Source organism: Pseudomonas sp. WC2401 (assembly GCF_041200115.1).
Classification (GTDB): Bacteria; Pseudomonadota; Gammaproteobacteria; order Pseudomonadales; family Pseudomonadaceae; genus Aquipseudomonas; species Aquipseudomonas fragi.
The window spans coordinates 113,262-131,733 of sequence record NZ_CP165623.1 but is presented as its reverse complement, the minus strand read 5'-3'; the positions used below and the strand labels follow the sequence as shown (position 1 = coordinate 131,733).

Here is an 18,472-nt window from a genome sequence, read left to right as displayed (position 1 = left end):
TCATGAGCAGCACCCTGATCGTTCAGCTGGACATGGAAAGGTTCTGCGAAGAGGCCAATATCCCGGCCACTTACGTGATAGAGATTGTCGAACACGGAATTATCGAACCTCAGGGCCGCACGCCTGACGTGTGGCGTTTTGAAGACTACGAACTGGTTATCGCCAGGCGTGCGGCCAAGCTGCGTGACGATCTGCAGATGGAATGGGAAGGCGTGGCGCTGGCGCTGGATCTGCTCGAAGAAGTGCAGCAATTGCGCGCCGAGAACCAGCGATTGAAGCAGCAACTGGGGCGGTTTGTGGCGCAATAGCTGAAGCCTGCCCACAGGCTTTGTGGGAGCTGGCTTGCCTGCGATGGTATCGGCGCGGTGTTCCTGTTGAACCGCGGCGACTGAATCGCGAGCAAGCCCGCTCCCACAGAGAACGTTTGCAGATGGCTCAGGCGTTTTTGGGCAACACCACCGTAAACGTCGTGCCCTCGGCTTCGGTCGAGGTCACGTCGATGCGGCCCCCGTGCGCGTCCACCACTTCCTTGATGATAAACAGCCCCAGGCCCAGGCTGGTCGACGTACCCGGCTGGCTCAGGTCTTCGCTGGGGCTGCGCACCAGCGGGTCGAACAGGGTGCCGATGGCATCCTCGGCGATGGGCATGCCGACGTTGTGCACGCGCAAGGTCACGGCTTCGCTGTCCCCGCTCAGGTGCAAGGTCACCTTGCCCCGGCGCGCCCCGTGCTGCAGGGCGTTGCCGATCAGGTTTTGCAGCAGTTGCCCCAGCCGGCGCGGGTCCCAGTGCCCTTGCACATCACCCTCGACCTGCAGCGTCGGGGCGCAATCCGGTTGCCCGGCGCAGGCTTCGTCCAGCGCCGCCTGGCAGGCCTGGCCCAGGTCCATCGCCCGCGGCTCGATCGGCAGGCTGGTGCCCAGGCGGCTGCGCACGAACTCCAGCAAATCATTGACCATCGCGCCCATGTGCCGCGCGCCATTCTTGATCGCCAGCAGATAAGGCTGCGCCACAGGATCGAGGCGGGTTTTGCGTTCAAGCATTTCGCTGGACATGCTCACCGCCTGCAACGGTGCACGCAGGTCGTGGCCGAGGATGGCAAGGAAGATGTCCCGCGAGCGGTTGACCTGTTCGGCATAGGCCGCCGTGGATTCGGCCAGTGCCTGATCGATGGCTTCGTTGAAGCGGATCATGTCCTGCATATGCGACAGGGCGGGCGCGTCGATGCTGGCGACCCACAAGCGGATCACGCAGGCGCGCAGATGGCGGAATTCCGAAGTCATCTGCACCAGGTCAAAGCCCACCGTGTGCCGCAACTCGCCGTGGCTGGCGGCGGCTTCGTCCAGGGCCGGGCTGGTTTCGGGGCCTTCGCCCTCAGCCTTGGCCTGCTGCTCGCTGGCGGTTTGGGCGGTGTTCATGTCCCGCGAGGCAGCCAGCAGGATTTCCCTGGCATGGTCGCGCAGCGCCACGCTGTTCATGGTCTCGGCAGCCGGGGTGATGGTCTCGGCAAACTGCTCCCATTCATCGACGATACGGTCAATATTGAGCACGATGAATTCAGATAGGCCCATGGCCCCACATACCTTGCTGCAAGAGCGGTTGTAATGAAAAGTGACGCATCTTAACGTCAATTCCGTATTTTCAATACAACCGCCAATCCCCTGCAAATACGGGCTGTCAGAACAGAAAGTAGCGCTGTGCCATCGGCAGCACGTCGGCCGGTTCACACCACAGCAACACGCCGTCGGCCTTGACCTGATAGGTCTGCGGGTCGACCTCGATTTCAGGCAGGTAGCCGTTGTGGATCAGGTCCTTTTTCTGTACATCCCGGCAGCCCTTGACCACCGCAATTTGCTTTTGCAAACCCAGCGCTGCGGGCACGCCTGCGTCAAAGGCGGCCTGGCTGATAAAGGTCAGGCAGGTGGCATGGCGCGAGCCGCCGTAGCTGGCGAACATCGGGCGATAGTGAACCGGTTGCGGGGTGGGGATCGAGGCGTTGGCATCGCCCATCAGGCTCGACGCAATAGCCCCGCCCTTGATGATCAGCGTCGGTTTGACGCCGAAGAACGCCGGGCGCCACAGCACCAGGTCAGCCCACTTGCCCACTTCCACCGACCCTACTTCATGGCTTACGCCGTGGGTGATCGCGGGGTTGATGGTGTATTTGGCGATATAGCGCTTGGCGCGGAAGTTGTCGTTGCCAGGTGCATCTTCGAGCAGCGGGCCGCGCTGTTTTTTCATTTTGTCGGCAGTTTGCCAGGTGCGTGTGATCACTTCGCCGACGCGGCCCATGGCCTGGCTGTCGGAGCTGATCATGGAGAACGCACCGAGGTCATGGAGGATGTCTTCGGCAGCGATAGTCTCGCGGCGGATGCGGCTTTCGGCGAAGGCCACGTCCTCGGCGATGCTCGGGTCGAGGTGATGGCAGACCATCAGCATGTCGAGGTGTTCGTCGATGGTGTTGCGGGTAAAGGGACGGGTCGGGTTGGTGGAGCTGGGCAGCACGTTGGTCAGGCCGCAGGCCTTGATGATGTCCGGCGCATGCCCGCCACCGGCACCTTCGGTGTGATAGGTGTGGATGGTGCGGCCCTTGAAGGCGGCGAGGGTGGTTTCGACAAAGCCCGACTCGTTCAGGGTGTCGCTGTGGATCGCCACTTGTACGTCATAGCGGTCAGCGACCGTCAGGCAGTTGTCGATGGATGCCGGGGTGGTGCCCCAGTCCTCGTGCAGCTTGAGGCCGATGGCCCCGGCTTCAACCTGCTCGATCAGCGGCTGCGGCAGGCTGGCGTTACCCTTGCCGGTAAAGCCCATGTTCATCGGGAACGAATCGGCGGCCTGGAGCATGCGCGCCATGTGCCACGGCCCGGAGGTGCAGGTGGTGGCATTGGTGCCGGTGGCCGGCCCGGTGCCGCCGCCGATCATGGTGGTTACGCCGCTGTTGAGCGCTTCTTCGATCTGCTGCGGGCAGATAAAGTGGATATGGGTGTCGATGCCGCCGGCGGTAAGGATCATGCCTTCACCGGCGATCACTTCGGTGCTGGCGCCGATGGCGATGGTGACGTTGGGTTGGATATCCGGGTTGCCGGCCTTGCCGATGGCATGGATGCGCCCGTTCTTGAGGCCCACATCGGCTTTGACGATGCCCCAGTGATCGATGATCAGCGCATTGGTGATCAGCGTGTCGACCACTTCGCTGGCGAGCAGCTGGCTTTGGCCCATGCCGTCACGGATCACCTTGCCACCGCCGAACTTCACTTCTTCGCCGTAGGTGGTGAAGTCTTTTTCAACCTCAATCCACAGATCGGTGTCGGCCAGGCGAACCTTGTCACCGACGGTAGGGCCGAACATGTCGGCGTAAGCCTGACGGGAGATTTTCATCGTGCGTTCCTGAACATTAATTCGGATTTTGTGGGAGCGGGCTTGCTCGCGATGCGGGCGGCGCGGTTTGCCTGCATGACCGCGTAGATGCCATCGCGAGCAAGCCCGCTCCCACAGGGGGATGGTGTGTTTCAGGTCAATCCAGCTCGCCCATCACTCGCCCGGCAAAGCCGAACACCCGGCGCAATCCGGCCAGCTCCACCAGTTCCACTTCGCGGGTTTGGCCCGGCTCGAAGCGCACGGCGGTGCCGGCCGGGATGTTCAGGCGCATGCCGCGGCTGTCGCCCCGGTCAAACATCAGGGCATCGTTGGTTTCGAAAAAGTGATAGTGCGAGCCGACCTGAATCGGCCGGTCACCTCGGTTCGATACGCTCAGGCTGAGGGTGCGGCGACCCACATTCAGCTCGATTTCGCCTGCTTCGATACGGTATTCACCCGGAATCATTGCGGCTCACTCAAGGTTTTGAAGTAGATGGCAGTCGGGCTGTAATGGCCGTCGGGGCTTTGGCAGTAGTTGGGCAGCTCGCCCACGCGGGTATAGCCCAGGGCGCTGTAGAAGTTCTCGGCGGGGGAGCCGGCTTCAGTGTCCAGGTGCAGCAAGCCGCGCTTGAGTTCGCGAGCGCCCTGTTCCAGGGCATGGATCAGCACCTGGCCCAGCCCGCGGCGGCGTACCTCATTGAGTACCAGCAGCTTTTGCACTTCGGCACGGTTCAGGCCGTTGGCCTTCTGGCACAGCGCAAGTTGCACGCTGGCCAGGACGCGCTGGTCTTCCACCAGTACCCAGAGCAGTAGGTTGCCTTGCTCCAGTTGCGCGTGAACTTCGTTGAAGTAACGGCTGGCCTGGGGCTGGTCCAGATCGTTCATGAACCCCACCGACGCGCCGTGCCCGACTGCGTCGAGCAGCAACACGATCAAGTCATCGCGGTATTGGGCAAAGCTCTGCGCCGTGACGCGTACTACCTGCTCGGCGTTCATTGTGCGGGCTCCTTGGGCGGCAGGGCGCCGGGGTTGAGCATCAGTTGCATAAAGGTCAGGTCGAGCCAGCGGCCGAACTTGATCCCCACCTGCGGCATGCGCCCGCTGGTGACGAAACCCAGTTGTTTATGCACATGGATCGACGCCGCGTTGCCGCCTTCGATGGCGGCCACCATCACGTGTTTGCCGCAGGCCCGGGCGCGTTTGATCAACTCGGCCAGCAACTGTGGCCCAAGCTTTTTGCCGCGCTGGTCGGGGTGGATATACACCGAGTGCTCGACGGTATGGCGAAAGCCCTCGAACGGACGCCAGTCGCCGAACGAGGCATAGCCCAGGGCGATATTGGCTTCGTCGACGATCACCAGGATCGGGTAGCCCTGGGCCTGGCGGGCGTCGAACCACTGTTGGCGGTTGGCCAGGTCGACGGTTTGTTCGTTCCAGATGGCCAGGGTGTTGAGCACCGCATCGTTGTAGATATCGCGAATCGCCGGCAGGTCCGCCGCGACTGCATCACGAATGACATAAGACATGCTCGGCCTCAGGCGATGGGTTGGTGGACGGTGACCAGCTTGGTGCCATCCGGGAAGGTGGCTTCGACCTGGATGTCGGGGATCATTTCCGGGATGCCCTCCATCACCTGGTCGCGGGTTAGCAGCGTGGTGCCGTAGTGCATTAGCTCGGCGACTGTGCGGCCATCGCGGGCCCCTTCCAGCAGCGCGGCAGAGATGTAGGCGATAGTTTCCGGGTAGTTGAGCGTCACGCCGCGGGCCAACCGACGCTCGGCCAGCAGGCCGGCGGTGAAGATCAGCATCTTGTCTTTTTCGCGTGGGGTCAGGTCCATGGTCGGGTCCGTGTTCGGCAGTTAAAAATTGTGTTTGTGCTCAAAATCAAAAGCCCCTCACCCCAACCCTCTCCCAGAGGGAGAGGGAGCTGATCTGTGGTGCTACGCAAATCTGCTTTTGCCTTTAGTCCCCTCTCCCTCCGGGAGAGGGCTAGGGTGAGGGGCTCTTCAAGTACTCCAAATTCTCGGCGCCAATGCCTCGCGCCCCAGCAATGCCGGGCGCAGCAAGCGCCATAAATCAATCAGCCAGCTGCGCGCCTGCAAGGCTTCACCGGCCAGGCAGCGTGCAACCAGTAAACCCGGTAATTGAGTCAAATCCCCGCGCACCGGGTTGGCCAGCGAGCGGCAGCGCTCCAGCAGCTCGGCACTGATCTCACCTGTCACCAGCAGTGTGGCGAACACCGGGTTGCCGTCCAGGCCAATGGGCGAATCCAGCAGCCCGTCGCCGCCAGCAATGCGCTGGCGTTCATGCCAGAGCAACTGGCCGTCGCGGCGGATATCCAGGTGCGACTGAAAGTGCCCGTGCTCAAACCGTTCGCCACTGGCCAGCCGCCCCAGCGCCACCATGTCCCAGTAAAACAGCCGGGCATCGCCTTCAAGTTCAATCCGGGTGGTGAGTTCGGCCTGGGCCGCGCTGAACACGATGGTCTCCTGCGGCAGCCATTCCAGGGTCGCGCCGGCGGCCACGTTCAATTCGACTGTCTGGTAGGCCGGGCCTGCCGCGCGATACCACTTGGCCGCGCCAGGACTGGTCAGTTGCGCCCAGGCACCGGGGCCGACGCTGGCGCTGATGTTCAGCTGGTCGCCCCCGGCAATCCCCCCCGGCGGGTGGACAATGATGTGCTGGCACACCTCGGGGCCTTCGGCATACAGGTGCTTTTGCACCCGCAGCGGTCCGAGGTGGCGGCGCAGGGTCGGCCGCGTGCTGTCGCCGAAACGGCCATAGCCCAGCTCCAGCTCGGCGAGCCAGCTGGGGGTGAACAATGCGGTGTTGGCCGGCAGGTTCATATGTAGGACTTTTCACCAAGTAGAGACGCAGATTAAATCGTTACCAGCCCGCGTACACCTTCTGTTTGCATATTTTCACCACGGCCCTGCTGCACGATTTCGCCACGGGACATCACCAGATACTGGTCGGCCAGTTCTTCGGCAAAGTCATAAAACTGCTCCACCAGCAAAATCGCCATATCGCCGCGGGCGGCGAGCATTTTGATCACCGCGCCGATCTCCTTGATCACCGAGGGCTGGATGCCTTCGGTGGGTTCGTCGAGGATCAGCAGGCGCGGGCGACTGGCCAGGGCGCGACCGATGGCCAACTGTTGCTGCTGGCCGCCGGACAAGTCGCCGCCGCGCCGATGCTTCATTTGCAGCAGCACCGGGAACAGCTCGTAGATAAATGCCGGCACCTCTTTGGCCTCGGCGCCGGGAAAGCGCGACAGCCCCATCAGCAGGTTTTCTTCCACCGTCAGGCGCCCGAAAATCTCCCGGCCCTGGGGCACATAGGCGATCCCGGCATGTACCCGCTGGTGGGGTTTGAGCGTGGTAATGGGCTGGCCTTCCCACTGCACGCTGCCTTCCTTGATTGGCAGCAAACCCATCAGGCATTTGAGCAGCGTGGTCTTGCCCACGCCATTGCGGCCCAGCAGGCAGGTGACTTCGCCGACTTTGACCTCGAATGACAGGCCGCGCAGGATATGGCTGCCGCCGTAGTACTGATGCAGTTTTTCGACGTTAAGCATGTTTGAATTCCTTGTGTACAGCCCGGGCTCCCGTAGCAGCTGCCGAAGGCTGCGTTCGGCGGCGAAGCCGTCGTGAAATCAGAGACGGCGGTGGGTCAGTCAAACCGTGTGTTCAGGTTTTACGATCGCTTCGCAATCGGACGCAGCCTTCGGCAGCTGCTACGAATGGGAGGCCGTCACTTCAGCGACCCAGGTAAACCTCGATCACCCGCTCGTCCGCCTGCACCTGTTCCAGCGAGCCTTCGGCCAATACGCTGCCCTGGTGCAGCACGGTGACGTGGTCGGCAATCGAGCCGACAAAGCCCATGTCATGCTCCACCACCATCAACGAGTGCTTGCCCGCCAGGCTCTTGAACAGCTCGGCGGTGAATTCGGTTTCGGCATCGGTCATGCCCGCCACCGGCTCGTCGAGCAACAGCAGTTGCGGGTCTTGCATCAGCAACATGCCAATTTCCAGAAACTGCTTCTGGCCGTGGGACAACAGCCCCGCAGGCCGATGGGCCGAGCCGCTCAGGCGGATGGTGTGCAGCACTTCACCGATGCGGTCCTTTTGCTCGCCGCTCAGTTTCGCGCGCAGGCTGGCCCATACCGACTTGTCGGTCTTTTGTGCCAGTTCCAGGTTTTCGAACACGCTCAGGGCTTCAAACACCGTAGGCTTCTGGAACTTGCGGCCGATACCGGCCTGGGCGATCTGCACTTCGCTCATCTGGCGCAGGTCGAGGGTTTCGCCAAACCAGGCCTGGCCTTCACTGGGCCGGGTCTTGCCGGTAATCACGTCCATCATGGTGGTCTTGCCCGCGCCATTGGGGCCGATGATGCAACGCAGTTCACCGACACCGATATACAGGTTGAGGTTGTTCAGGGCCTTGAAGCCATCGAAGCTGACGCTGATGTCTTCCAGGGTCAGGATGGTGCCGTGGCGGGTGTTCAGGCCCGGCCCGGCGGCTTGCCCCAGGCCGATGGCGTCACGACTGCTGCCAGCGTCCAGCACGGGTTCGAGCATGAATTCGGCGGTCGGTGTGATTCTCATTGTTCGCCTCTTTTTTTCAGCAGACCAATCACGCCTTTGGGCAGGTACAGGGTCACGACGATAAACAGCGCGCCCAGGAAGAACAGCCAGTATTCGGGGAAGGCCACGGTAAACCAGCTCTTCATGCCGTTGACCACACCGGCGCCCAGCAACGGCCCGATCAGGGTGCCGCGCCCGCCGAGGGCGACCCATACGGCGGCTTCGATGGAGTTGGTCGGCGACATTTCACCCGGGTTGATAATGCCCACCTGCGGCACATACAAGGCCCCGGCCAGACCGCACAACACCGCGCTCAATACCCACACGAACAGCTTGAAACCGCGCGGGTCGTAGCCGCAGAACATCAGGCGGTTTTCTGCGTCGCGCAGCGCCGTCAGCACTCGGCCGAACTTGCTGCGCGCCAGCCGCCAGCCAAGGAACAGGCTGGCCACCAACAACAGCACGGTGGCGAAAAACAGCGCGGCGCGGGTGCCCGGTTCGGTAATGCCAAAGCCCAGGATGCTGCGAAAGTTGGTAAAGCCGTTATTGCCGCCAAAGCCGGTTTCATTGCGAAAGAACAGCAGCATCCCGGCGAAGGTCAGGGCCTGGGTCATGATCGAGAAATACACGCCCTTGATCCGCGAGCGAAAGGCGAAAAAGCCGAACACCAGGGCCAGCAGGCCGGGAGCCAATACCACCAGGCACATGGCCCACCAAAAATGCTCGGTGCCGACCCAGTACCACGGTAATTCAGTCCACGATAAAAAGGTCATGAAGGCCGGCAGTTCATCGCCCGAGGCCTGGCGCATCAGGTACATGCCCATCGCGTAGCCGCCCAGGGCGAAGAACAGGCCGTGGCCGAGCGACAGTAGCCCGGCGTAACCCCAGACCAGATCCAGCGCCAGGGCGACAATGGCGTAGCAGAGGATCTTGCCCACCAGCGTCAGAGTGTAGGCCGAGACCTGTAACGGGCTGTCGGCGGGCAGCAGCGACAGCAGCGGCAGGGCCAGCAACACCAGCAACACCAACGCACCCGCCAGCGTAGTTACAGTGGGCCCGGCCTTTTGTGCAGCAGTGACCATCAGAGGCTGATTCATCAGTCGATCACCCGTCCTTTAAGCGCGAAGAGCCCCTGCGGACGCTTCTGGATAAACAGAATGATCAGTCCCAGAATCAGGATTTTGCCCAGTACGGCACCGATCTGCGGTTCAAGAATCTTGTTGGCAATGCCCAGGCCGAAGGCTGCATACACGGTGCCGGCCAATTGGCCGACGCCGCCCAGCACCACCACCAGAAACGAGTCGATGATGTAGCCCTGGCCCAGGTCCGGGCCGACGTTGCCGACCTGGCTCAGGGCCACGCCGCCGAGCCCGGCAATTCCCGAGCCGAGGCCAAAGGCGAGCATGTCCACGCGCCCGGTGGGCACGCCGCAGCAGGCGGCCATGTTGCGGTTCTGGGTAACGGCGCGCACGTTGAGGCCCAGGCGGGTCTTGTTCAGCAGCAGCCAGGTGAGCACCACCACGGCCAGGGCGAAGACGATGATCACCAGGCGGTTGTACGGCAGCACCAGGTTGGGCAGCACTTGCAGGCCGCCCGACAGCCAGGCCGGGTTGGCCACTTCGACGTTTTGCGCGCCGAACAACACACGCACCAGCTGGATCAGGATCAGGCTGATGCCCCAGGTGGCGAGCAGGGTTTCCAGCGGGCGGCCGTAGAGGTGGCGAATGATGGTGCGCTCCAGCAGCATGCCCACGGCTGCGGTGACGAAGAACGCTACCGGCAGGGCCAGCAGCGGGTAGAACTCGATGGCGCCGGGGGCAAAGCGCTGGAACAGCAACTGCACGCAGTAGGTGGAATAGGCGCCGAGCATCAGCATCTCGCCGTGGGCCATATTGATGACGCCCAGCAGGCCGAAGGTAATGGCCAGCCCCAGGGCCGCCAGCAGCAGGATCGAACCCAGGGACAAACCACTGAACGCCTGCCCCAGCAAATCGCCGATCAGCAGTTTGCGTTTGACTTGCACCAGGCTGGTTTCGGCGGCGGTGCGCACCCCAGCATCGGCTTCTGCGCCCAGTTGCAGCAGGTTTTCGAGACGGGTACGGGCCAGCGGCTCGCCGGTTTCACCCAGCAGGCGCACGGCTGCCAAACGCACGGCCGGGTCGGGGTCGACCAGTTGCAGATTGGCCAGCGCCAGGCTCAGGGCGCTGTGTACATCGCTGTCGGTTTCGCCGGCCAGTTGTCGGTCGAGGAAGTGGAGTTGTGCCGGTTTGGCGGATTTTTGCAGTTGCTGCGCGGCGCTTAAACGCAGTTTGGGATCGCTGGCGAGCAACTGATGGCTGGCCAGTGCCGTGTCAATCAGGCCGCGCAGGCGGTTGTTCAGGCGCAGGGTTTTAACCTGACCGTCTACTGTGACCTGGCCCTGTTGCAGGCTGTTGATCAGCTCTACGCGGGCGGGAACCGGTTGGGCCGCCCAGCTTTCCAGCAGTTGGGCCTGTGCGGAATTGTTGGCTGCTGCGAAGTCGCTGGCGTCATCGGCGAAGACGGCCAATGGCAGCAACAGCAGGCAACTGAGGATAAGACGGTAAAGGGCAGTGGGCATAATCATGGCCTTGCACAGATAGAAGCAATTCAACACACCTGTGGGAGCGTGCTTGCTCGCGATTCAGGCAACGCGGTCTTTCAGTGAAACCGTGTTGCCTGAATCGCGAGCAAGCCCGCTCCCACAAAAGCACAATGATGCGTCAGGCTTTAGTTACTCTTCACCGCGTAATCGGGCTTCTTGTCGTTACCCGGGATATAAGGGCTCCACGGCTGGGCGCGGATCGGCCCTTCGGTCTGCCACACCACGCTGAACTGCCCGTCGGGCTGGATCTCGCCGATCATCACCGGCTTGTGCAGGTGGTGGTTGGTCTTGTCCATCGTCAGGGTGTAGCCCGACGGTGCGGCAAAGGTCTGGCCAGCCAGCGCTTCGCGCACCTTGTCGACATCGGTGGACTTGGCTTTTTCCGCCGCCTGGGCCCACATGTGAATGCCCACATAGGTGGCCTCCATCGGGTCGTTGGTCACGGCCTTGTCAGCGCCCGGCAGGTTGTGGGCCTTGGCGTAGGCCTTCCAGTCGGCGACGAATTTGGCGTTGACCGGGTTTTCCACCGACTGGAAGTAGTTCCACGCCGCCAGGTTGCCCACCAGCGGTTTGGTGTCGATGCCGCGCAGTTCTTCCTCACCCACCGAGAATGCGATGACCGGCACGTCGGTCGCTTTCAGGCCCTGGTTGGCCAGCTCTTTATAGAAGGGCACGTTGGAGTCGCCGTTGACCGTGGAAATCACCGCGGTCTTGCCACCGGCCGAGAACTTTTTGATATTGGCCACGATGGTCTGGTAATCGCTGTGACCAAACGGGGTGTAGACCTCTTCGATGTCCTTGTCGGCGACACCCTTGGAATGCAGGAACGCCCGCAGGATCTTGTTGGTGGTGCGCGGGTACACGTAATCAGTGCCCAGCAGCACAAAGCGTTTGGCGCTGCCGCCATCTTCGCTCATCAGGTACTCCACCGCCGGGATCGCCTGCTGGTTCGGTGCGGCGCCGGTATAGAAAACGTTGGGCGACATCTCTTCGCCTTCGTATTGCACCGGGTAGAACAGCAAGCCGTTGAGTTCTTCAAACACGGGCAATACCGACTTGCGCGACACCGAGGTCCAGCAGCCGAACACCACGGCGACCTTGTCCTGGGTCAGCAACTGCCGGCCTTTTTCGGCAAACAGTGGCCAGTTGGAGGCCGGGTCCACGACCACCGCTTCAAGCATCTTGCCGTTGACGCCGCCCTTGGCATTGATCTCGTCGATGGTCATCAGCGCCATGTCTTTGAGCGAGGTTTCGGAAATGGCCATGGTCCCGGACAGCGAATGCAGAATCCCCACCTTGATGGTCTCGGCGGCTTGTACCGTCCAGGTCATACCCATGGCGGCAATGGAGGCAGAGAGGGTGAAAGCCTTGAGCAAGCTACGACGCTTCATGGTGCGATCTCCGGGAACATGATGTTTATCAGGGGCAGATACGAACGGTACCGGGGCTTTTGCAAGGGCTGTGCCGAGACTGCGCAACCGCTCTGTGTCGTGGCTTTGCGCGAAAATCTGGCGTTTTGATGCCCCAGTTTGGGGCTGCAGATGCCAGCAAGGTGCGTTGCGCGCTCCGCCGTGGTGCCGGGCACCTTTAAACAGGAAATATTTAAATACCGCAGCAGGCAGGGGGATCCGGGCAAGGATGCAGGCAGGCCATGTACCCGCCATTCCTTTTAACCGAACGAGATCACGCCCATGCAACAGCCACAAGCCACCCTGCAAGGCTGGGCCCAGCCCAATGTGTTCATTGAATTGCCCACCCTGAGCCCGGCGTTTTTGAGCGCGGACGATGCGGCGCGCTTTGCCCATGAGTTGATTGGCGATCACCGTGATGTGCAATACGGCGGGGCAATATTGAAAAACAATCTGGAGCAGTTTTTTGCCACGCGCCCGGTGACGGGGCATGGCGCGCTGTTCAGGCCCGAGCGGGTCATGTCGACCAATCAGTCAGGCACGTTCAAGCACCCGCCGGGCTACACCTGCGTTGCCTTTTATCACTCCCATGCCGATATCTATGAGCAGGTCCAGACCCTGTACGAAGGCTGGCCGAGCGAAAGCCTGTTTGCCCGGGTCAACCTGTTCTCGCCGATCGATATCTACACCATGATGCTTATGCAGCCATTTGTGGCGGTCAGCTATTTGTCGGGGCTCAATGGTTCGCTGATTAAATACGAGTGCAGTGGCTCGGATGAGGAAAAGCACTTCACCCAGTTGCTGGGCAACGCCAGGGAGCGCTCGGTGGAGACGATCGACTCCCCGCGCAAGGCTGCGCTGATCCTGATAAAGCTCGGCACGCTCAGCGTGATCCAGTCCAGTGAGTGCTGGGACAAAAAGGTCGGTGCGCTGGATGGCTCATTTACCCCCTGGACGCCCCAGAGCCTGCTGGATATCGAGCGCGTGATTATCCAGCGCCCGGCCTTCGGCCCGATTGTGAGCACTGAGGCGCTGGCCCTGCAATACGTGCGCAGCCGTACTGATCAGACGCCCGACGAGCATTACGGGGTGATCCTCAGGCACAACGAACGCGACGAGTTCGTGGTGTCCGAACCGATCACCACGCACATGGATTTCTCCCTGAACCGGGTTTTTCTCAAGTCCCGGGAAGGGGTGCCGGTGCTGCTGCCGGGCTATCAGCTGCATGCCTTGTATGGCTGTGATGGCGAATACCGAGACCCCACGCTGATCCCGGCCGAGCAGGCCTCGCTGTACAAGAACTTCCTGCACCCGCAATCCCTGGAGAACGGTATCGTGGTCGCCCAACTGCTGGGCAGACCAGCGCAACGCCAGGCTTTACCCCTGTTTATCGCGACCCGTGATGGCGCGATGCTCAAGTATGTGTCCCGTTACTCGGCCGATGAAAAGACCCTGTTTGCCAAGTTGTCCGAAGCCGAAGGCGGGGGCATGGAGCTGATCCGCAACTTGCTGGCCGATGTTGAGCCGACGCTGTCGTTTATTCATCGGGTGGCCCACTGCGGTGAGTTGAGTGTGGTGCATAGCAGTGAACTGTGGAGCCAGGTTGGGCGGGTGCAAACAGATTGGCAGCCGTATCGGGGGTTTGTGCGGCGCAACCTGGGTCCGACGTTTATCACCGCCGACGATGCGGCCCGCCATGCCCATGAATTGATCGCCGGGCGTGTCGATGCGGTCTATGGCGGGCTGATCTACCAGGACCTGAACCACAGGTTTTTCGCCACCGAACCGCTGGCCGTTCACACCGAGATCTTTCATCCGCAGCGGGTTATCCCTCCTGAGATGACGAATCTGGCACCGCCCGGGGCCAGCGTGGTCGCGGCGTATCAGAGCCATCGGGTGCAGCCGCTGCAACTGTGGCGCCCGGCTAGCGAGGAACAGTTGATCCGCAATGTGTTTGAGCCCCACGAGCTGTACATGGCCATTCAGGACCGGGTCGAAATTGCTTCGCGCTACCTCTCGACCCAGGATGGCGCGTTGCTCAAGCTCACACCTCAAGGTACGGCGGACGAGTTGACGTTTATGGCCAGCCTGGCACCCCCGGCCGAGCACCCCGAACAGGTGCGCAAAAATACCCTGCAAATGCAGCTGCGCGCCAATGCCCTGATGCCTAGCGAGTATGTCGCCCGGATCAGCAAGGCCTGCGGTCTTCATGTGGTGGTGGGCAGCGCACTGTGGGGCAACCCGGGGCAAGTGACGCCCAAGTGGAAACCCTGCGAAGTACGCGCCGGAATTTACGAGGTCAAGGTGCAGCCGCCATTGAGCCCGATTTTTGCCCAGGCCCAGGACGCCATGCGTTATGCCCACGAGCGGATGGGCGAGCGTAAATACCGTCAGTTCGGGGTCATTCTGAAAAAAACCGACCGTGATGAATTTGTCGTCACCCACCCGGTTGTTGCCGGGCGCCTGGGCATGCAACTGGGGCGTATTTTTCCTCATCCCTTTGGCCTGCTGGGGTACAGCCTGCCCCGGGGGTTCAGCTTCCACGCGGTGTATATCGCCGCGCCCAGTGTGGCGAAAGATCAGGTGCCCGGTTCCGTCTACGCTGACTTTATCGCCCCTGTAGACCTGTCCCAAAGTGCGGTGCTGATGAGTACGGTGCGCGACCAGATACCGGGAACGTCGGTGTATCCGCCACTGTTTATCTCGACCCGCGACGGCGCCCTGTTGAGCTATCGCACCTTGAGCCTGGGCAAGCTGCTGGATCTGGAGGGGCCGTTTTCGTCTCAGAGCTCGATGCTGACCGGGTTGCTCAACGGCAAGATCAGCCCCACCGAATATGTGCGGCATATTGCTGGCATTGGCCAACTGGAGGTGGTGCTCAAGAGCAGCAACTGGGCAACCCTGGGGCGGGTGACTGAACAATGGCGGCCGGATGCCTTTGATGCGCAGCCCGTGGCGCCTTTGCCCAACGTGGTAGCCCTGGGGCCGGAGTTCGTGCATATCGACGATGCGGCGCTGTATTTCCATCGCCGGCTGGCCCGGCCGCATGTGGCCGAGACCCTGGGGGTGATTTTCCGTCGCGACTATTACGGCCGTTTTGTGGTTCAGGAACCGCTGACCAATGGGGTTTACGCCACGGCCCAGGAGCAGGTGCTGATAAACCCCGACCTTGAGCACAGCAGCGGCCGCATGCGGCCTCAGCCCGTGCTGGCGCCCCAGAGCACACCGTGGGGCCTGTGTTTTGCCCATCGCCCCGAGCCCCCGATTCTGGTTCGCTCGCGCATTGGCCAATGGATCGACCATAGCTTCTGGCCAATGGACATCTGCTATGTCACCAAGGGCCTTGTCGGTTTGGGCTTTACGATGAACATTGCCTACCTGAGTGGCAATGACGGTGCGTTGCTCAAATATGTGCGCGGCTCGAGCCGGGAGCTGGGTGTGTTGTGCCAGGCCCTGGGCGGGGCCGACTACGACGAAGTGCGGCGTTTGAACCGGCAATGGATCGACAGCGGGCTCGACAACGAAAGCCAGCACACTGCCAGGTTGCTCAAGGCCGGTGAGCTGGTGGTGGTGCATACCAGCAGTAACTGGCCACGCACCGGGTGGGTGACGCCTGACTGGAAAAACCAGCAGCCCGTTACGCGGATGCCGGTATTGCCGTGGGCACCTTCACCTGCAACGCGGGACAGGGACGAGCTTTAGCCGACCCATAACTGTGCCCGCCAGGGTCAGCGCTTGCGCATCAGGCCGATAAAGAACAACCCGCCGATTGCCGCCGTGGCCACGCCGATGGGCAGGTCTTCGGGGGCGATCAGGGTGCGCGCCGCCACGTCGACCCACACCAGGAACACACTGCCCAGCAAGGCCGAGACCGGCAGCAGGCGCCGGTGCTCGGCCCCCACCAGGCGCCGGGCAATGTGCGGGATCATCAGGCCGACAAAGCCGATCGAGCCGCTGATGGCCACCAGCACGCCGGTCATCAGTGAGGCGATCAGAAACACCCGCAAGCGCACGTTGCGTGCATTCAAACCCAAGGTTACGGCGGTCTGTTCGCCGGCCATCAGGGCGTTTAACGGGCGGGCCATGCCCAGCAGCAACACCAGCCCCAGCAGCACGCTGGCGCTGGGGATGGCCAGCAGTTCCCAGCGTGCCAGCCCCAGGCCGCCGAGCATCCAGAACAGCACTGCAGAGCTGGCACGGTGGTCGCCCAGAAACAGCAGGGTATTGGCCACCGCCATCATCACAAATGACACGGCAACCCCGCATAACAGCAGGCGGTCACTGTCGAGGCGACCGTGGCGGCTGGCGATGGCCAGCACCAGGATCATGCTCAGCAGTGCACCGATAAAGGCGGCGATGGGCAAGGTCAACAGGCCGACGATTTCACCCACATGCAGCACCACAATCACTGCGCCCAGGGTGGCGCCGCTGGTCACGCCCAGCAGGTGCGGGTCTGCCAGGGGGTTGCGGGTTACCGCCTGCAACACCGCGCCGATCAGGGCCAGCCCGGCGCCCACCAATGCGCCGAGCAGCATGCGCGGCACGCGGATCAGCCACACGATGTGCTCTTGCCCGGCGCTCCAGTTCTTGTCACCGATGCCAAACAGCTTGTTCAGCAAAATCTGCCACACCACGTCCACCGGCACCCGCGCCGGGCCAAAACCCAGCGAAACCACGCACGACACCAGCAGCAGCGCGCCAAGGGCAATCAGCAACAGGGCATAGCGGCGGGCGATCATTGTGGGTGAAAGCCTTTGGCCAGGGTTTCGATGGCGAGCACGTTGTCGATACCCGGCGTGGCCTGCACATAAGGGATAACGATAAAGCGCTGGTTGCGGATCGCGTCTACCGATTGCAGCGCCGGGTTGTTCTCCAGGAAGCGCTGTTTTTGCTCGGCGCTTACTTCGCTGTAGTCGACGATCACGATCACTTCGGGGTTGCGCTCGACCACGGTTTCCCAGTTGATACGGGTCCAGCTGGCGTCGATATCGCTGAGGATGTCGTTGCCGCCGGCAGCTTCGATCAGGGCGTGGGGGATGCCCAGCTTGCCCGAGGTCATGGCCCGATCTTCGCCGCTGTCGTACAGGAATACACGGGGTTTGGCAGCGGGCAGGGTCTTTTGTACGTCGGCAATTTTTGCCTGCATTTGTGCGATCAGCGCATTGGCGCGGTCCTGCACGTCGAAGATTTTGCCCAGGTTGCGCAGGTCGTTGTAGGTGTCTTCCATGCTGGCGGGCGGGCGTTTCATGACAAATGCGCAGGACTCGGTCAGCTCATACACATTGATGCCCAGCGGCGTCAGGGTTTGGGGTGTGAGGTCACCGCCCACGCGCATGCCGTAATCCCAGCCGGCGAAGAAGAAGTCGACATTGGCGTTGAGCAGGGTTTCCACCGACGGGTACTTGCTTGCCAGCTCCGGCAGGCCCTCCAGGATGACCTTCATTTGCGGGGTGACAGCCTTCCAGCCGCTGATTCCGCTGTAGCCGGCCATATGTGGTTTGAGCCCCATGGCGAGCATCATCTGGGTCATGTTGATGTCATGGCTGACCGCGTGTTTTGGCGCTTCATTGAAGGTCACGGCGCGGTTGCAGCTCTGCACGGTCAACGGGTAATGAGTGCTCTCGGCAAAGGCCAGGGGCGAGGCGAGCACGGCGCACAGGCCGAGGGCAAAACGGATCAGGTTCATGCTTGGGTTATCCAGGTAATGCGTGGGTAGCCGGACAGCGGATGGTCGTCGATCAGGGCTGCCACACCAAACACATCGCGTAGCAATTCGACGGTCAGCACTTCGCGGGGCGTGCCGCTGGCGATGATCTTGCCGTGGTCGATCACATACAGGCGGTCGCAAAAGGCGGCAGCCAGGTTGAGGTCGTGGATGCTGGCCAGGGTGCCGATATTCAGGCGCTTGACCAGTTGCAGCAACTCCAGCTGATAACGCGGATCGAGGTGGTTGGTGGGCTCGTCGAGGATCAGCAGTTCGGGCTGCTGGGTCAGGGCGCGGGCCAGGATCACCCGTTGTTTTTCACCCCCCGAGAGGTTGGCGAAGGCGTGGTCTTCAAAGCCCTGCAGGCCGACGGAAGCGAGGGCGTTTTTGACCAGCTGGCGATCGGCGTCGGTGTCGCCGTCGAACAGGCCCTTGTGCGGCGTGCGACCCATGGCGACCACTTCGTCCACGGTCAGGCCGAAGGTGTCGGGGAATTCTTGCAACACCACAGCGATGCGTTGCGCGCACCAGCGGGGTGATTGCTGCCAGAGGTTGTGCGGCCCCAGGTGAACCTGGCCGGCCTCGGGCTTGCTGAAGCGGTAGGCACAACGCAGCAGGCTGGTCTTGCCGCTGCCGTTGGGGCCGATCAGCCCCACAAACTCACCCGCCGCGACATGCAGGTTGGCATCACGCAGCTGGAACTGGTGATGGCAATGGCCGTGACCCAGAGGGGTCCAGGCGAGTTGATTGAGGGTGAGGCGGGTCATAAAATCCGGTGCATTTCCAGTGTGTGGGA

The 18,472-nt window shown here is 62.0% G+C and carries 17 protein-coding genes; 2 read left to right on the top strand and 15 right to left on the bottom strand.

The window, feature by feature from the left end:
* The first annotated feature begins 2 nt into the window (after nt 1-2).
* Nucleotides 3-308 carry a chaperone modulator CbpM gene (locus AB3G35_RS00535; RefSeq protein ID WP_016783349.1) on the top strand — a complete coding sequence of 102 codons (306 nt, stop codon included), beginning with the start codon at nt 3-5 and terminating at the stop codon, nt 306-308.
* A 127-nt stretch (nt 309-435) separates the two neighbouring features.
* Here the strand turns inward: AB3G35_RS00535 and AB3G35_RS00530 are convergent, their stop codons facing one another.
* The 12 genes from AB3G35_RS00530 to urtA form a co-directional block, all read right to left on the bottom strand.
* Entirely contained in the window at nt 436-1,569 is a 1,134-nt protein-coding gene (locus AB3G35_RS00530) for a sensor histidine kinase KdpD (RefSeq protein WP_169869383.1), read from the bottom strand.
* A gap of 106 nt (nt 1,570-1,675) precedes the next feature.
* Complete coding sequence (ureC, locus tag AB3G35_RS00525) at nt 1,676-3,376, bottom strand: urease subunit alpha (protein WP_369782220.1); 1,701 nt, start codon at nt 3,374-3,376, stop codon at nt 1,676-1,678.
* Between the two features lie 136 nt (nt 3,377-3,512).
* Nucleotides 3,513-3,821, bottom strand: a complete 309-nt coding sequence (locus AB3G35_RS00520) for an urease subunit beta (protein WP_369782219.1) — start codon at nt 3,819-3,821, stop codon at nt 3,513-3,515.
* On the bottom strand, nt 3,818-4,351 hold the full coding sequence (locus AB3G35_RS00515; protein WP_016783353.1) for a GNAT family N-acetyltransferase: 534 nt from the start codon (nt 4,349-4,351) through the stop codon (nt 3,818-3,820). The genes AB3G35_RS00520 and AB3G35_RS00515 overlap by 4 nt, the downstream gene beginning before the upstream one ends.
* A complete protein-coding gene (locus tag AB3G35_RS00510) occupies nt 4,348-4,881 on the bottom strand; it encodes an N-acetyltransferase family protein (RefSeq protein WP_369782218.1) in 534 nt (177 codons plus the stop codon). Before AB3G35_RS00510 ends, AB3G35_RS00515 begins: the two co-directional genes overlap by 4 nt.
* A gap of 8 nt (nt 4,882-4,889) precedes the next feature.
* Entirely contained in the window at nt 4,890-5,192 is a 303-nt protein-coding gene (ureA, locus tag AB3G35_RS00505) for an urease subunit gamma (protein ID WP_086799007.1), read from the bottom strand.
* Nucleotides 5,193-5,360: 168 nt separating this feature from the next.
* The gene (locus tag AB3G35_RS00500; RefSeq protein WP_324708466.1) at nt 5,361-6,200 is read right to left on the bottom strand and encodes an urease accessory protein UreD; all 840 of its coding nucleotides are present in this window, start codon (nt 6,198-6,200) and stop codon (nt 5,361-5,363) included.
* Between the two features lie 32 nt (nt 6,201-6,232).
* Complete coding sequence (gene urtE, locus AB3G35_RS00495) at nt 6,233-6,931, bottom strand: urea ABC transporter ATP-binding subunit UrtE (RefSeq protein WP_016783357.1); 699 nt, start codon at nt 6,929-6,931, stop codon at nt 6,233-6,235.
* Nucleotides 6,932-7,112: 181 nt separating this feature from the next.
* Nucleotides 7,113-7,961 carry an urea ABC transporter ATP-binding protein UrtD gene (gene urtD / locus AB3G35_RS00490; RefSeq protein ID WP_086799003.1) on the bottom strand — a complete coding sequence of 283 codons (849 nt, stop codon included), beginning with the start codon at nt 7,959-7,961 and terminating at the stop codon, nt 7,113-7,115.
* On the bottom strand, nt 7,958-9,037 hold the full coding sequence (gene urtC / locus AB3G35_RS00485; RefSeq protein ID WP_016783359.1) for an urea ABC transporter permease subunit UrtC: 1,080 nt from the start codon (nt 9,035-9,037) through the stop codon (nt 7,958-7,960). Before urtC ends, urtD begins: the two co-directional genes overlap by 4 nt.
* Entirely contained in the window at nt 9,037-10,539 is a 1,503-nt protein-coding gene (gene urtB / locus AB3G35_RS00480; RefSeq protein ID WP_369782217.1) for an urea ABC transporter permease subunit UrtB, read from the bottom strand. The genes urtC and urtB overlap by 1 nt, the downstream gene beginning before the upstream one ends.
* Nucleotides 10,540-10,688: 149 nt before the next feature.
* A complete protein-coding gene (gene urtA, locus AB3G35_RS00475) occupies nt 10,689-11,954 on the bottom strand; it encodes an urea ABC transporter substrate-binding protein (RefSeq protein ID WP_016783361.1) in 1,266 nt (421 codons plus the stop codon).
* 300 nt (nt 11,955-12,254) lie between these two features.
* Between urtA and AB3G35_RS00470 the strand changes: the two genes are divergently transcribed.
* A complete protein-coding gene (locus tag AB3G35_RS00470; protein ID WP_369782216.1) occupies nt 12,255-15,674 on the top strand; it encodes a hypothetical protein in 3,420 nt (1,139 codons plus the stop codon).
* A gap of 26 nt (nt 15,675-15,700) precedes the next feature.
* Here AB3G35_RS00470 and AB3G35_RS00465 read toward each other — a convergent pair whose 3' ends face one another.
* Genes AB3G35_RS00465 through AB3G35_RS00455 form a run of 3 tightly spaced genes read right to left on the bottom strand, consistent with a single transcriptional unit; the run spans nt 15,701 to nt 18,443 of the window.
* Complete coding sequence (locus AB3G35_RS00465; RefSeq protein ID WP_016783363.1) at nt 15,701-16,711, bottom strand: iron ABC transporter permease; 1,011 nt, start codon at nt 16,709-16,711, stop codon at nt 15,701-15,703.
* Nucleotides 16,708-17,658, bottom strand: coding sequence for an ABC transporter substrate-binding protein (locus tag AB3G35_RS00460; RefSeq protein WP_106115424.1), 951 nt, complete (start codon nt 17,656-17,658; stop codon nt 16,708-16,710). Before AB3G35_RS00460 ends, AB3G35_RS00465 begins: the two co-directional genes overlap by 4 nt.
* On the bottom strand, nt 17,655-18,443 hold the full coding sequence (locus AB3G35_RS00455; protein ID WP_134050968.1) for an ABC transporter ATP-binding protein: 789 nt from the start codon (nt 18,441-18,443) through the stop codon (nt 17,655-17,657). Before AB3G35_RS00455 ends, AB3G35_RS00460 begins: the two co-directional genes overlap by 4 nt.
* Nucleotides 18,444-18,472 lie beyond the last annotated feature (29 nt).